The sequence below is a fragment of the Endomicrobiales bacterium genome (assembly GCA_023228045.1).
Taxonomy (GTDB): Bacteria; Elusimicrobiota; Endomicrobiia; order Endomicrobiales; family JALOBY01; genus JALOBY01.
This window is the reverse complement of sequence record JALOBY010000031.1, coordinates 1-11,859: the sequence shown is the minus strand read 5'-3', so window position 1 is coordinate 11,859 and position 11,859 is coordinate 1. Positions and strand designations below refer to the sequence as shown.

Annotated in this window: 22 protein-coding genes; all 22 read left to right on the top strand. The window is 40.2% G+C overall.

The features are described 5' to 3' along the window. Nucleotides 1-18: 18 nt before the first annotated feature. The 22 genes from tuf to secY all read left to right on the top strand — a co-directional run bounded on the left by tuf (nt 19) and on the right by secY (nt 11,831). Nucleotides 19-1,224, top strand: coding sequence for an elongation factor Tu (tuf, locus tag M0Q46_06400; protein ID MCK9583222.1), 1,206 nt, complete (start codon nt 19-21; stop codon nt 1,222-1,224). Nucleotides 1,225-1,294: 70 nt separating this feature from the next. Further along, nucleotides 1,295-1,618 (top strand): 30S ribosomal protein S10, encoded by a 324-nt coding sequence (gene rpsJ, locus M0Q46_06395; GenBank protein MCK9583221.1) that lies wholly within the window; start codon nt 1,295-1,297, stop codon nt 1,616-1,618. 59 nt (nt 1,619-1,677) lie between these two features. Further along, nucleotides 1,678-2,385, top strand: coding sequence for a 50S ribosomal protein L3 (gene rplC, locus M0Q46_06390; protein ID MCK9583220.1), 708 nt, complete (start codon nt 1,678-1,680; stop codon nt 2,383-2,385). 4 nt (nt 2,386-2,389) lie between these two features. Continuing rightward, nucleotides 2,390-3,016, top strand: coding sequence for a 50S ribosomal protein L4 (rplD, locus tag M0Q46_06385; GenBank protein ID MCK9583219.1), 627 nt, complete (start codon nt 2,390-2,392; stop codon nt 3,014-3,016). A 7-nt stretch (nt 3,017-3,023) separates the two neighbouring features. Continuing rightward, nucleotides 3,024-3,311: a 50S ribosomal protein L23 gene (locus M0Q46_06380; protein ID MCK9583218.1), complete on the top strand. Its 288-nt coding sequence runs from the start codon at nt 3,024-3,026 to the stop codon at nt 3,309-3,311. A gap of 26 nt (nt 3,312-3,337) precedes the next feature. Continuing rightward, nucleotides 3,338-4,177: a 50S ribosomal protein L2 gene (gene rplB, locus M0Q46_06375; protein MCK9583217.1), complete on the top strand. Its 840-nt coding sequence runs from the start codon at nt 3,338-3,340 to the stop codon at nt 4,175-4,177. Between the two features lie 45 nt (nt 4,178-4,222). Next, on the top strand, nt 4,223-4,510 hold the full coding sequence (gene rpsS, locus M0Q46_06370) for a 30S ribosomal protein S19 (GenBank protein ID MCK9583216.1): 288 nt from the start codon (nt 4,223-4,225) through the stop codon (nt 4,508-4,510). Between the two features lie 18 nt (nt 4,511-4,528). Next, entirely contained in the window at nt 4,529-4,870 is a 342-nt protein-coding gene (rplV, locus tag M0Q46_06365) for a 50S ribosomal protein L22 (GenBank protein ID MCK9583215.1), read from the top strand. A gap of 50 nt (nt 4,871-4,920) precedes the next feature. Next, on the top strand, nt 4,921-5,661 hold the full coding sequence (gene rpsC, locus M0Q46_06360; protein ID MCK9583214.1) for a 30S ribosomal protein S3: 741 nt from the start codon (nt 4,921-4,923) through the stop codon (nt 5,659-5,661). Nucleotides 5,662-5,682: 21 nt separating this feature from the next. Then, a complete protein-coding gene (rplP, locus tag M0Q46_06355; protein MCK9583213.1) occupies nt 5,683-6,096 on the top strand; it encodes a 50S ribosomal protein L16 in 414 nt (137 codons plus the stop codon). Between the two features lie 15 nt (nt 6,097-6,111). Then, nucleotides 6,112-6,336, top strand: a complete 225-nt coding sequence (gene rpmC / locus M0Q46_06350) for a 50S ribosomal protein L29 (GenBank protein ID MCK9583212.1) — start codon at nt 6,112-6,114, stop codon at nt 6,334-6,336. Nucleotides 6,337-6,365: 29 nt separating this feature from the next. Continuing rightward, entirely contained in the window at nt 6,366-6,617 is a 252-nt protein-coding gene (gene rpsQ / locus M0Q46_06345; protein ID MCK9583211.1) for a 30S ribosomal protein S17, read from the top strand. A gap of 27 nt (nt 6,618-6,644) precedes the next feature. Next, entirely contained in the window at nt 6,645-7,013 is a 369-nt protein-coding gene (gene rplN / locus M0Q46_06340) for a 50S ribosomal protein L14 (protein ID MCK9583210.1), read from the top strand. Nucleotides 7,014-7,027: 14 nt separating this feature from the next. Next, the gene (gene rplX, locus M0Q46_06335; GenBank protein ID MCK9583209.1) at nt 7,028-7,339 is read left to right on the top strand and encodes a 50S ribosomal protein L24; all 312 of its coding nucleotides are present in this window, start codon (nt 7,028-7,030) and stop codon (nt 7,337-7,339) included. A 14-nt stretch (nt 7,340-7,353) separates the two neighbouring features. After that, nucleotides 7,354-7,905 (top strand): 50S ribosomal protein L5, encoded by a 552-nt coding sequence (gene rplE, locus M0Q46_06330; GenBank protein MCK9583208.1) that lies wholly within the window; start codon nt 7,354-7,356, stop codon nt 7,903-7,905. 15 nt (nt 7,906-7,920) lie between these two features. Then, complete coding sequence (locus tag M0Q46_06325; GenBank protein ID MCK9583207.1) at nt 7,921-8,106, top strand: type Z 30S ribosomal protein S14; 186 nt, start codon at nt 7,921-7,923, stop codon at nt 8,104-8,106. A 43-nt stretch (nt 8,107-8,149) separates the two neighbouring features. Next, complete coding sequence (gene rpsH / locus M0Q46_06320) at nt 8,150-8,545, top strand: 30S ribosomal protein S8 (protein MCK9583206.1); 396 nt, start codon at nt 8,150-8,152, stop codon at nt 8,543-8,545. A gap of 24 nt (nt 8,546-8,569) precedes the next feature. Continuing rightward, nucleotides 8,570-9,124 carry a 50S ribosomal protein L6 gene (rplF, locus tag M0Q46_06315; GenBank protein ID MCK9583205.1) on the top strand — a complete coding sequence of 185 codons (555 nt, stop codon included), beginning with the start codon at nt 8,570-8,572 and terminating at the stop codon, nt 9,122-9,124. Between the two features lie 18 nt (nt 9,125-9,142). Next, nucleotides 9,143-9,502: a 50S ribosomal protein L18 gene (gene rplR, locus M0Q46_06310; GenBank protein MCK9583204.1), complete on the top strand. Its 360-nt coding sequence runs from the start codon at nt 9,143-9,145 to the stop codon at nt 9,500-9,502. 42 nt (nt 9,503-9,544) lie between these two features. Continuing rightward, nucleotides 9,545-10,045, top strand: a complete 501-nt coding sequence (rpsE, locus tag M0Q46_06305) for a 30S ribosomal protein S5 (protein MCK9583203.1) — start codon at nt 9,545-9,547, stop codon at nt 10,043-10,045. Next, on the top strand, nt 10,045-10,491 hold the full coding sequence (rplO, locus tag M0Q46_06300) for a 50S ribosomal protein L15 (protein MCK9583202.1): 447 nt from the start codon (nt 10,045-10,047) through the stop codon (nt 10,489-10,491). The genes rpsE and rplO overlap by 1 nt, the downstream gene beginning before the upstream one ends. Before the next feature lie 11 nt (nt 10,492-10,502). Then, nucleotides 10,503-11,831, top strand: coding sequence for a preprotein translocase subunit SecY (gene secY, locus M0Q46_06295; GenBank protein MCK9583201.1), 1,329 nt, complete (start codon nt 10,503-10,505; stop codon nt 11,829-11,831). Nucleotides 11,832-11,859: the final 28 nt, after the last annotated feature.

Sequence of the window (11,859 nt, the reverse complement as noted above, 5' to 3'; positions counted from 1 at the left end):
ATCTGGAGGTAACTAAAAATGGGAAAAGCTAAATTTGACAGGACGAAGCCGCATGTAAACATAGGTACGATAGGGCATGTAGATCACGGCAAAACGACATTGACTGCGGCGATAACGAAAGTATTAAGCGGGAAAGGGTTAGCGACATATACGAGTTACGATGAAGTTGCTAAAGCGTCGGCAGCACAGGGGAGAAGGGACGACACAAAGATAGTAACGATAGCTGTAAGCCATGTAGAATATTCAACAGAGAACAGGCATTATGCGCACATAGACTGTCCTGGGCATGCTGACTATGTAAAGAACATGATAACAGGTGCGGCACAAATGGACGGGGCGATATTGGTAGTATCTGCGGCAGACGGTCCGATGCCACAAACCCGCGAACACATATTATTGGCCAGACAAGTGAATGTGCCATACATAGTTGTATATTTAAACAAAGTAGACACAGTAGACGACCCGGAGTTATTAGACCTAGTGGAGATGGAAGTAAGAGACCTATTAACGAAGTACAATTTTCCTGGTGACAAAGTAAGAATAATAAGGGGAAGCGCGTTAAAAGCATTGCAGGGTGATAAGAGTGAAATAGGTGAAGGTTCTATACTAAAATTAATGGAAGCCTGCGATGAAACGATAATATTGCCACAAAGGGAAATTGACAAGCCATTCCTGATGAGTGTAGAAGATGTATTTTCAATAACCGGAAGAGGTACAGTGGCGACCGGCAGAGTAGAAAGAGGCAAAGTAAAAGTAGGCGATGCGGTAGAGATAGTAGGGTTAAAGGACACAATAAAGTCAGTAGCGACAGGGCTTGAGATGTTCAGGAAACTGCTTGATGATGCGCAAGCGGGAGACAATGTAGGGATGTTGTTAAGAGGGATAGAAAAGAACCAGGTAGAAAGAGGGCAGGTAATAGCAGCGCCTGGAAGCATAAAGCCGCACAAGAAGTTTAAAGCGCAGGTATATATATTAAGCAAAGAAGAAGGTGGAAGACACACGCCATTTTTCAATGGATACCGTCCGCAGTTTTACTTTAGAACAACGGATGTGACAGGAGTAGCGAAGTTGCCTGCAGGAGTAGAGATGGTAATGCCTGGAGACAATGTAGTAATGGACATAGAGTTAATAACGCCGATAGCGATGGAAACGCAGCTTAGATTTGCGATAAGAGAAGGCGGGCACACAGTTGGAGCTGGAGTTGTAACAGAGATAGTTGAGTAAAAATAAGCAGCAAATAAATAAAAGTGGCCGCCTTAGAAGGTGGTCCACCGAACAGGTGGAAAAAGGGTTTATGATAAACGAAAAAGAGTTACAAACACAAAAGCTTATAATCAGGCTATCATCTTACGACCACAAAATGCTTGATGATTCTCTTGCAAAAATTGTTGACACGGCACGCAGAACCGGCGCAAGCATTATTGGCCCGGTACTTCTTCCAACAAATATTAAGAAGTATACAGTCAACCGTTCGGTGCACAGTGACAAAAAATCAAGAGAACAATTTGAAATGCGCATTCACAAAAGATTGGTAGAAATTATGGATCCCTCTCCAAAAACGGTTGAGGAATTAATGAAGATTGATTTACCAGCCGGCGTTGATATAAAAATAAAGTAGTTAAACTTAAAAGGTTAAATTGACCTTGGTAAGTATAAAGCAGATAAGGCGGCTTTTGTATGTTAAAAGCATTAATTGGTTTTAAAGTTGGAATGACACAAATCTTTGATACTACAGGAAACTTGATACCGGTTACGGTTGTCTCGGCTGGTCCTTGTGTTGTAACCGAAATTAAAACAAAAGAGCGCGACGGTTACACAGCAGTGCAGTTGGGTTTTGGTGAGTTAAAAGAAAAATCAGCCAACAGACCCATGAAAGGTTTTTTCGCAAAGAAAAATCTTCCACTTAAAAAAATCTTAAAAGAGTACCGTCTTAAAGATATTTCCGGCTTTACCATTGGCCAAGAGATAAAAGCAGATGTCTTTGCCCCTGGTGATACGGTTGATGTTTCCGCCGTAAGCAGAGGACATGGTTTCTCTGGTGTAGTAAAAAGATACAACTTCCGTGGCGGGCCATCAACACACGGACAGTCAGACCGTTTGCGTGCCCCAGGCAGCAGTGGTTCTCAAGGCCCTCAAAGAGTTCTTAAGGGTTCACGCAGGCCAGGTCATTTTGGTTGCGACGAAACAACCGTACAGCGTTTAAAAATTGTTTCTGTAGATCCAGAAAAAAACCTGGTTTTAATTAAAGGTTGTCTTCCTGGCCCAAAAAATCAAACAGTTTTTATCAATAAGACAGTTAAAAAAGTCAAAGCTGTGGTAGTTGCGAAAGCCACTGGAAAAGCAAAGAAAGTTGTAAAAAAAATAACAGCGCCACAGAAGGCATAATAAAATGGAAACAGTAATCTACAACTTGCAGGGAAAAGAATCTGGAAAGGTAGAACTTCCTAAAAAATTTGAAACAGAAGTTTCTGGGCCATTGTTGCACGAAGTTATAGTTGGGTTGCAAGCAAACAAACGCGCTGGCACTCACTCAACAAAAACAAGAGGCGAAGTTTCTGGTGGTGGATGTAAACCTTGGAAACAAAAAGGCACAGGTAATGCCAGATCGGGTTCCACTCGTTCTCCGCTTTGGAGAAAGGGCGGCATAATTTTTGGTCCGCATCCTCATGGCTACTATCAACGCTTAACAGCCCGTAAGAGACAGCTTGCGCTTGCAATGGCTTTATCGCAAAAGGCCGCTTCTGGCGGTTTAGTGGTGGTAGATTCATTTGCGATAGATACGCCAAAAACAAAAAAAGTGGTAGATGCTTTAAAAAAATTAAATGCTGCGGAGCAGAAAGTTATAGTTGTGCTGGAGAAAATGAATAAAGCCGTAAAAACAGCTTCTCGCAACATTCAAAACTTAATAATTACTGACTCAAATAGCTTAAATGCATATGAAGCACTTTGGGCAAAAAAACTAATAGTTGAAGCCGGCGCGCTTAACAAGATTGGCGCATCCGGGAAAGCAAAATAGAGGAAAAATGGAACTAAGAGATGTAATAATTAAACCAATAGTAACTGAAAAATCATCTTTTCTTAGAGAGAAAGAAAACAAGTATGTTTTCAAGGTTGCAAAAAAAGCAACAAAAGGGCAGATTAAAGAGGCTGTACAAAAACTTTTTAAAGTTGAGGTTTTAGGCGTACACACCGCTATAATACCAGGCAAAGAAAAGAGAATGGGTGCCCATGCCGGTATGCGCCCCGACTGGAAAAAAGCTATTGTTGCAATAAAGAAAGGTCAGGAAATAAAAGTAATTGAAGAAGTCTAAGTTTATAAGGTGCAGAGGAAACCAAGATGCCCATAAAAACATTTAAGCCATACACGCCGGTAAGAAGATTTATAACTGTTGATGATTTCTCTGAAATTACAAAAACAGAGCCAGAAAAGTCGCTAATAAGCCCTGTTAAAAGAACCGGCGGCAGAAACAACACTGGTATGATAATGGTAAGGCACAAAGGCGGCGGTCACAAAAGATTTTACAGAAAAATAGATTTTAAGAGAGATAAGGTAGGTGTTAGCGCAAAAGTGTTAGCAGTTGAATATGATCCAAACCGTACATCAAGAATTGCTTTGCTGCAATACGCAGACGGAGAAAAACGCTATATAGTTCATCCCGCTGGTTTAAAAGTGGGCGATGTGGTAATGTCTGGCCCGGAAGCAGAAATATCGCTTGGCAATGCACTTCCGCTTTCAAGTATTCCAGTAGGTACATTTATACACAATTTAGAGTTAATACCTGGTAACGGTGCGCAACTTGTTCGTTCCGCCGGAGCTCAGGCTCAGGTACTTGCGAAAGAAGGCGAGTACGCTCATATAAGAATGACTTCTGGCGAGATAAGATTGATACCTATTCGTGCTTATGCTACAATCGGCCAAGTCGGAAACATTAACCATGAGAATATCACCTTAGGTTCTGCTGGCAGAAGCCGTCATAGAGGCATAAGGCCAACAGTTAGAGGTACTGCTATGAATGCCGTAGACCATCCACATGGAGGCGGCCGCGGTAAATCAAAAGGTAACAATCAGCCAAGAAGTCCGTGGAATCAACCAGCAAAAGGTTTTAAAACAAGGCCTAAGAAAATTTGGGATTGGATGATAGTAAGGCGCAGAGGAAAAACACAAGAGTCGGCTTGAAAATAAATAACATATTCTTGCAGTAATTCGGTTTGGAGGTAGAAGATGGGTCGTTCAACTAAAAAAGGTCCTTATGTTGATGTGAAGCTTCAGAAGAAAGTTCAGAAGCAAAATGCAAGCGGAGAAAAAAAAGTTATAAAAACTTGGGCGCGTGCTTCAATGATTTCTCCAGATTTTGTGGGGCATACAATAGCTATTCATAACGGGAAAAAGTTTCTTCCGGTCCATATAACCGAGCAGATGGTTGGCCATCGTTTGGGAGAGTTTTCCCCAACAAGGTTCTTTAGAGGCCATGGTTCGTCACATACAAAAGAAGCAACATCTCTTACATAATAACAGGAGTAATGCGAAATGGAAGCAGTAGCCAAAACAAAATTTGCAAGATACGCACCAAGAAAAGTTAATCAGGTTTTGCAGTTAATTCGCAATAAACCGGTTCAGAAAGCGTTTGATGCTTTGAGCTTCACACCTAAGGGTAGTGCTGAGCTTATTGAAAAAACACTTAAGAGTGCTGTAGCAAATGCAGGCCGCCTAAAAAACATGGAAAATTTGAAAGTTTTAAAATGTTGGGTTGGCTGCGGCCCCACTCTGAAGCGTATGAGACCGGGCCCAATGGGTCGCGGAATGCCATACAAAAGAAAAATGTGTCATTTAACAATTGTTGTTGGTGACGAAGTCACAGTTGCAAAATAAAATAATTCCACGATGTTTCTTCATCGTGAAGTAAGCGAAGGGAAAAAGCTATGGGTCACAAAGTAAATCCAAAGGCAATGCGACTTGGCTACATAAGGGACTGGGAATCAAAGTGGTTCAACCTTAAAGAGATGCCAGATTTTATTGAGGAAGATTACAAAATAAGGCAATATCTTAAAGACAAATTGCGCTTGGCTTCTGTATCTAAAATAGGCATTGAAAGAGCCGGCAAATACATAAGGGTAAATGTTTATACAGCAAGGCCCGGAATTGTTATTGGCAAAGCCGGACAGGGGATAGAAAACCTAAAAACTGAAGTAGAAAATATCACCGGAAGAAAAACTTTTGTTAATGTAATGGAAATTAAGCGTCCCGAAACCGACGCTCAGCTTATAGCAGACAGCATTGCAATACAGTTAGAAAAAAGAATATCTTACCGCAGAGCAATGAAAAAAGCAATGGAAAAAGCAATGGCTTCTGGTGCACTTGGAATAAAAATAATGGTTGCGGGAAGAATTGGTGGAGCAGAAATTGCCAGAACCGAATGGGCAAAAGAAGGCCGTGTGCCGCTTCAAACTTTCCGTGCCGATATTGATTATGGTTTTTCTGAAGCATTAACAACCATGGGCTTAATTGGCGTAAAAACATGGGTATTTAAGAGAGAACTTTTCAAGAAAACAGAAAAAGATCTTATGGAAGAAGTAAAACTTATAGAAAAAGAAAAACTCCAGGAGATCGCCACAAAAGGCGATATGGTCGTTCCTGCATCGGTAAAAGCGGAACAAGAATAAAATAAGTAAAAGGGTTGTAAAATGTTAATGCCAAAAAGAGTAAAATACCGTAAAAGCCACAGAGGCCGTATGAAAGGTCAAAGCAAGGGCGGTAGTGTTATTGCTTTTGGACAGTATGGCATTCAGGCTCTTGAGCCAGCGTGGATAACAAGCCAGCAAATAGAGTCAGCCCGTATAGCGCTTACCCGTTCCATAAAAAAGGGCGGAAAGGTATGGATAAGAATATTCCCGGATAAATCCGTATCCAAAAAACCGGCAGAAACCAGAATGGGTAAAGGCAAGGGCGCACCAGATCATTGGGTGGCTGTTGTAAAGCCGGGAAGAATATTATTTGAGCTGGAAGGTCTTAATCAAGCTGATGCCCAAAAGGCAATGCTTCTTGCAGGTCATAAACTTCCCATACTTACAAAGTTCATTCAAAGAACTGAAATTTAATTCAAGAGAGAATAGATGAAAGCTAAACAATGGCAAGAAATAAAGAATATGGCAGATGCAGAAATAGCTGCAAAGTTAAACGAAACAAAAGAAAAACTTTTCCGTTTAAAATTTAAACATTTCTCCACGCCAGTAAAAAACAGTCTTGAAATAAGAAGTTTGAGGCGTTTGGTTGCGCGACTTAACACCTTGCTAAAAGAAAGGCAGCCAGCTAAACCGGCAAAGAGCAGGAAAAAATGAATAACCCAATAGCCAGCGAGGTAAATAGGATGGAGAGAAACAAAAGAAAAGTAAGAGTTGGCCTTGTCTCAAGCGATAAAATGGACAAAACCCGCGTTATAGAGATTCAGAAGGCATACCGTCATAGAAAGTACAAAAAAACTCTACGCAGCACGACAAAGCTTTATGTGCATGATGAGAAAAATCTTTCACATATAGGCGATACAGTTAAGGTAATGGAAACAAGGCCGATTTCAAAGCAAAAAAGATGGCGCCTTGTGGAAGTAGTTCAAAAATCTTAATAGTAAAATTGGCAAGAGGATAAACAAATGATTCAAGAAAGGTCAATACTAAATGTTGCCGACAACTCCGGAGCTACAAAAATAAGAGTTTTTCGTCTAAAAGGCGGAATAAGAAGGCATTATTCAAGTTTGGGCGACATAGTTGTTGCTTCGGTACAAGAAGCAATCCCTAATGGAGCAATCAAAAAGGGTGATGTAGTAAAAGCTGTGCTTGTCAGAACTGTTAAGGAGTGTCGCAGATGTGACGGCACATACATTAAATTTGACGATAACGCAGCCGTTATTATAGATGACGAAAATGAGCCCAAAGGAACCCGTATATTTGGGCCGGTTGCAAGAGAATTGCGCGAGAAAAACTTTCTAAAAATAATTTCGCTTGCACCAGAAGTTGTGTAGTTTTGGGAGATAAAATGCTAACAGTAAAAAAGAAAGACACGGTAGTAATTAACACAGGAAAAGACAAGGGCAAAAAAGGCGAAGTGCTTAAGGTTTATATAGAAACAAACAAAGTGATAGTTTCCAAAATAAACTTTGTAAAGCGCCATAAAAAACCGACTCAAAACGAACCGGGCGGCATAAGAGAGAAAGAAGCTCCTGTGCCAATTTCAAATGTAATGTTGATATGTCCAAAATGCGCAAAGCCGACAAGGCCAAAGTTTGATACTCTTTTCGACGGGAAAAAAGTACGCGTCTGCAGAAAATGCGGCGAAATGATAATTTAAAAGGTTAAGAGAAAATGAATAACAAACCAAGAATAAAAGAACTTTATGAAGAAGTAGTAGCAAAGAATCTCATTGAAAAGTTTTCGCTTAAAAATTTTCATCAGGCGCCAAAGCTGGAAAAAATTGTAATAAATATTGGCTTAAGCGAAGCAAAAGACAATGTCAAGGTAGTAGATATTGCAAGTGTTGAGCTTGCTGCGATAACAGGCCAAAAGCCTCAAGTTCGCAAGGCAAAAAAAGCTATATCAAACTTTAAGCTCAGAGCTGGTATGCCAATAGGTTTAAAAGTTACACTTAGAGGCACCAAGATGTATGAGTTTTTTGACCGCCTTGTAAATGTGGCAATACCTCGCATAAGAGACTTCAGAGGTATTGAGCCAAATTCTTTTGACGGTAAAGGTAATTACAATATCGGTCTTAGCGAACAGTATATTTTCCCGGAAATTAATGTAGAAAAATCAGATAAAACCCGCGGTATGAATATAACCATAGTAACATCGGCTACTAACGATGAACAGGCGAAAGAATTGCTTGATCAACTTGGAATGCCTTTTAAGAAAAGATAAAAAAGGAATACGAAGATGGCGACAAAAAGCGCTGTGGCAAAAATGCGCAAACCACAAAAGTACGCAACAAAGTTTAGAAACAGATGTCGTCTTTGCGGCAGGCCAAGGGGCTTTATGAGAGATTTCGGTCTTTGCAGAATTTGTTTCCGTAACCTCTCTCACAGAGGCGAGATACCGGGTGTTACAAAGTCGAGCTGGTAGTTTTGTTATACATACAGCAGACAAAAAAATTTAGCGAGGTAGTATGATTACCGACCCAATTGCAGATATGCTGACACGCATTCGTAACGCGAATGTAAAACTTCTTGAAAAAGTTGACATTCCATCGTCAAAAATGAAGGTGGAGTTTGCCAGAATTTTAAAAGATGAAGGATATGTGGCCAATTACAAAAATATTGAAGATCACAAGCAAGGTGTTTTGCGTGTGTATCTTAAATATACCCCTGAAGGCAAACAGGTAATAAAAGGCCTGAAAAAAATTTCAAAATCGAGTGTTAGATATTACAGTGGTTACGAAAAAATGCCAAAAGTTGTTAATGGCCTTGGTGTTGCAGTAGTATCCACTTCAAAAGGTCTTATGTCAGACAAGCAAGCTCGTACGGCCAAACTAGGCGGCGAAGTGCTTGCTTATATTTGGTAATAAAGTAAACTTCAGAGGTATAAAATGAGTCGCTTAGGCAAAAAACCATTTTTAATTCCAGAAAAAGTAAAGGTAGAAATAAAAGCTGATGGGCTTGAAGTAAGTGGCCCGTTAGGGAAACTTTTTTTAAAACTTCCATCGTCAATAGAACCAAAAATAGAGAGCAAACAAATTACGCTTGTAGCGAAAGATCAAAGCACAAGCACCAATATGTTGCACGGATTAATGAGGGGTTTATTGCTTAACTGTTTTGAGGGTGTAACAAAAGGGTTCAAGAAAGATTTAGAAGTTCAGGGCCTTGGTTACAAAGCAAATGTAGAAGGGCAAAACCTTATTTTGAATCTTGGTTTTTCAAGTCCGAAAGTATTCCCCATATCAAAGGGTGTTAAAATAACAGTTGACAAGCAAACATTAGTTTCAATTATCGGCATAGATAAGGCATTGGTTGGAGAGGTTGCCGCAAGCATCAGATCATTAAGGCCGCCAGAGCCGTATAAAGGCACCGGCGTAAGATATGTTGGTGAAAAAATTATTAGAAAGGCTGGCAAATCTGCGGCTGGAGCCGTCGGCAAGAAATAATAGAAAAAGGGATTATATATGAGAACCAGTGGCGAAAAATTGCAGTTCAGAAAAAAAAGAGTAAGAAGTAAAATATCTGGCAGTGCTCAAAGGCCCCGTTTAAACATTTACAGAGGGCATAGGAATATTTATGCTCAGCTGATAGATGATGTTTTGGGTGTTACTTTGGTGAGTGCATCAACATTGTCGCCGGAATTAAAGGGCAAAGTGAAATCACCAGACACCATTGAAGGTGCGAAAGCAGTAGCTACCTTAATTGCAAAAAAGGCACTTGAGAAGGGTTTAAATAAAGTTGTTTTTGATAGAAGTGGCAATATTTATCACGGCAGAGTTAAGGCATTTGCTGAAGCAGCAAGGGCCGCTGGTTTAGAATTCTAAAAATATTTACAAGGTCGCCTTATTGGGCGGCAGGGGGTTTACTTGGCAGATAAATTTTCAAATAAACAAGATTCCGGCTTCAAAGAAAATGTTGTTTCGGTAAACAGAGTTGCCAAGGTTGTTAAGGGTGGTAAAAGATTTTCTTTTAATGCTCTTGTGGTTGTTGGTGATGGTGCAGGCCGGGTAGGTTGCGGTTTGGGCAAAGCAAAAGAAGTTCAAAAGGCAATTCAAAAAGGCAGTGCGAGAGCTCAAAAATCAATGGTAAAAGTTTCTCTTGTTGGAACAACTATACCGCATGAAATTACCGGTAGAGCTGGCGCAGGCAAAGTTTTCTTAAAGCCGGCGGCACCCGGAACAGGTATTATAGCAGGTGGTCCGGTAAGAGCTGTACTTGAAGCTGTTGGTATAACAGATATTTTGTCAAAGTCCATGCGTTCATCAAACTCTTTTAATGTGGTTTACGCAACAATGGATGCTTTATTGAACTTAAGAACAAAAGAAGATATAGCAAAAATAAGAAACAAAGAGGTCTCTGCGTTATGATAGGTTTAAATAATCTAAAACCGGCAAAAGGTTCGCATCACCGCAGAAAAATAGTTGGGCGTGGCGCTGGTTCTGGCCATGGTGGACAATCTACAAAGGGTATGAAAGGGCAAACTTCTCGTGCGGGTGTTGGAGGTATGCTTGGTTTTGAAGGTGGACAGACCCCGATAATTAGAAGAATACCAAAAAGAGGTTTTACCAATAAATTTCGTGTTGCTTATGCGGTTTTAAATGTAGGTGAGCTTGAATCGTTGTTTTCTGATGGCGCAGAGGTAACAGTAGCAAAATTAAACGAACTCGGGATAATTAAGAGAAATCTTCCGGTTAAAATACTTGGCAGCGGCGAGCTAAAGAAGAAATTAACTGTTAAGGTAAATGCTTTTTCAGCATCAGCAATAGAAAAAATTAAAGCTGCAGGCGGTCTTGCAGAAAAAACAGGTAAATAAAAAAGATACTTATGATTAGTTCCTTCGCAAATATCTTTAAAATTCCAGAGCTCAGAAAAAGAGTCGTTTTTACGCTTGGTATAATTGCCGCGTATCGCCTGGGCGCTGCGATACCTGTACCTGGGGTAAATGCTACCGCCGTAAAATCGCTTTTTGATGCTCATAAAAACTCGCTCCTTGGCTTTTTGGATATGTTTTCAGGCGGCGCGCTAAACAAACTGTCCATTTTTTCAATGGGCATTATGCCTTATATTAACGCATCAATTATAATGAGTTTGCTTATTGGTGCGCATTTAATGCCAGCGCTTGACAGGTTGCAAAAAGAAGGCGAACAGGGCAGAAAAAAAATAAACCAAATTTCTCGTTACCTGACACTTGCTCTTGGTGCCATACAGTCATTTGGTTTAACTCTTGCAATCACAAAAATGCCAACACCTTCAGGCCTTTCTATAGTTGATAATCCAACAGCAATTTGGATGATGATGTCGGTAATTACACTTGTTGGCGGCACAATGTTGATAATGTGGTTTGGTGAGCAGATAACGGAAATGGGAATTGGCAACGGTATATCATTAATGATTTTTGCCGGCATTGTAGACAGAATACCTTCTGCCGTAAAAGACCTTATAAATTTAGTTAGAATGGAAGAAATGTCCATACTTTCCGCAATAGCCATAGGGGTAGCTGTATTTGTTGTAACAGGGCTAGTTGTTTGGGTTTCAACTGCACAAAGAAGAATACCGGTTAACTATGCAAAGCGAATGGTTGGCAGGCGTATGCATGGCGGCTCGTCCACATTCTTGCCGTTAAAAGTTGACCAATCCGGGGTTATTGCCGTTATTTTTGCTATATCAATTCTTTCGGCTCCTTTAACAGTTGCGCAATTTTTCCCTGAAGTTGCTTGGGCGAAAATAGTGTCAAATATGTGGAGTAGAGGTTCTATAATATATTCTTTAATCTATGGACTTTTAATAGTTTTCTTTTGCTATTTTTATAACTCTATAGCGTTTAATCCAAAAGAACTTGCCGAGAATATGAAAAAGTCCGGGGGTTTTATTCCGGGGATAAGGCCGGGTGATCCAACTTCAAACTACATTGAAAAAATTCTTGTACGTATAACACTTGGCGGTGCTGTATTTGTTGCTATGATTGCTGTCATGCCGGACCAGTTAAGGTATGTTTTTAACACGCCATTCTTTTTTGGCGGCACATCCCTTTTGATTGTTGTTGGTGTCGCGCTTGACACAATTGGACAGATAGAGTCGCACCTTATTATGCGTCACTATGAAGGTTTTATGAAAGATAGCCGTGTAAAAGGCAGATGGTTTAATATAAAATAGGAAACAGCAAATGAATATTATTTTGATG

What these genes read in the sequence shown, in the direction of transcription:
- rplC (MCK9583220.1), top strand. Translation starts at nt 1,678, where the DNA reads ATGTTAAAAGCATTAATTGGTTTTAAAGTTGGAATGACACAAATCTTT.
- rpsS (MCK9583216.1), top strand. Translation starts at nt 4,223, where the DNA reads ATGGGTCGTTCAACTAAAAAAGGTCCTTATGTTGATGTGAAGCTTCAG.
- rpsH (MCK9583206.1), top strand. Translation starts at nt 8,150, where the DNA reads ATGATTACCGACCCAATTGCAGATATGCTGACACGCATTCGTAACGCG.
- rplF (MCK9583205.1), top strand. Translation starts at nt 8,570, where the DNA reads ATGAGTCGCTTAGGCAAAAAACCATTTTTAATTCCAGAAAAAGTAAAG.
- M0Q46_06325 (MCK9583207.1), top strand. Translation starts at nt 7,921, where the DNA reads ATGGCGACAAAAAGCGCTGTGGCAAAAATGCGCAAACCACAAAAGTAC.
- rplP (MCK9583213.1), top strand. Translation starts at nt 5,683, where the DNA reads ATGTTAATGCCAAAAAGAGTAAAATACCGTAAAAGCCACAGAGGCCGT.
- rplX (MCK9583209.1), top strand. Translation starts at nt 7,028, where the DNA reads ATGCTAACAGTAAAAAAGAAAGACACGGTAGTAATTAACACAGGAAAA.
- rpsC (MCK9583214.1), top strand. Translation starts at nt 4,921, where the DNA reads ATGGGTCACAAAGTAAATCCAAAGGCAATGCGACTTGGCTACATAAGG.
- rplB (MCK9583217.1), top strand. Translation starts at nt 3,338, where the DNA reads ATGCCCATAAAAACATTTAAGCCATACACGCCGGTAAGAAGATTTATA.
- rpsQ (MCK9583211.1), top strand. Translation starts at nt 6,366, where the DNA reads ATGGAGAGAAACAAAAGAAAAGTAAGAGTTGGCCTTGTCTCAAGCGAT.
- rplN (MCK9583210.1), top strand. Translation starts at nt 6,645, where the DNA reads ATGATTCAAGAAAGGTCAATACTAAATGTTGCCGACAACTCCGGAGCT.
- rplE (MCK9583208.1), top strand. Translation starts at nt 7,354, where the DNA reads ATGAATAACAAACCAAGAATAAAAGAACTTTATGAAGAAGTAGTAGCA.
- rplD (MCK9583219.1), top strand. Translation starts at nt 2,390, where the DNA reads ATGGAAACAGTAATCTACAACTTGCAGGGAAAAGAATCTGGAAAGGTA.
- M0Q46_06380 (MCK9583218.1), top strand. Translation starts at nt 3,024, where the DNA reads ATGGAACTAAGAGATGTAATAATTAAACCAATAGTAACTGAAAAATCA.
- secY (MCK9583201.1), top strand. Translation starts at nt 10,503, where the DNA reads ATGATTAGTTCCTTCGCAAATATCTTTAAAATTCCAGAGCTCAGAAAA.
- rpmC (MCK9583212.1), top strand. Translation starts at nt 6,112, where the DNA reads ATGAAAGCTAAACAATGGCAAGAAATAAAGAATATGGCAGATGCAGAA.
- rplV (MCK9583215.1), top strand. Translation starts at nt 4,529, where the DNA reads ATGGAAGCAGTAGCCAAAACAAAATTTGCAAGATACGCACCAAGAAAA.
- rplR (MCK9583204.1), top strand. Translation starts at nt 9,143, where the DNA reads ATGAGAACCAGTGGCGAAAAATTGCAGTTCAGAAAAAAAAGAGTAAGA.
- tuf (MCK9583222.1), top strand. Translation starts at nt 19, where the DNA reads ATGGGAAAAGCTAAATTTGACAGGACGAAGCCGCATGTAAACATAGGT.
- rpsJ (MCK9583221.1), top strand. Translation starts at nt 1,295, where the DNA reads ATGATAAACGAAAAAGAGTTACAAACACAAAAGCTTATAATCAGGCTA.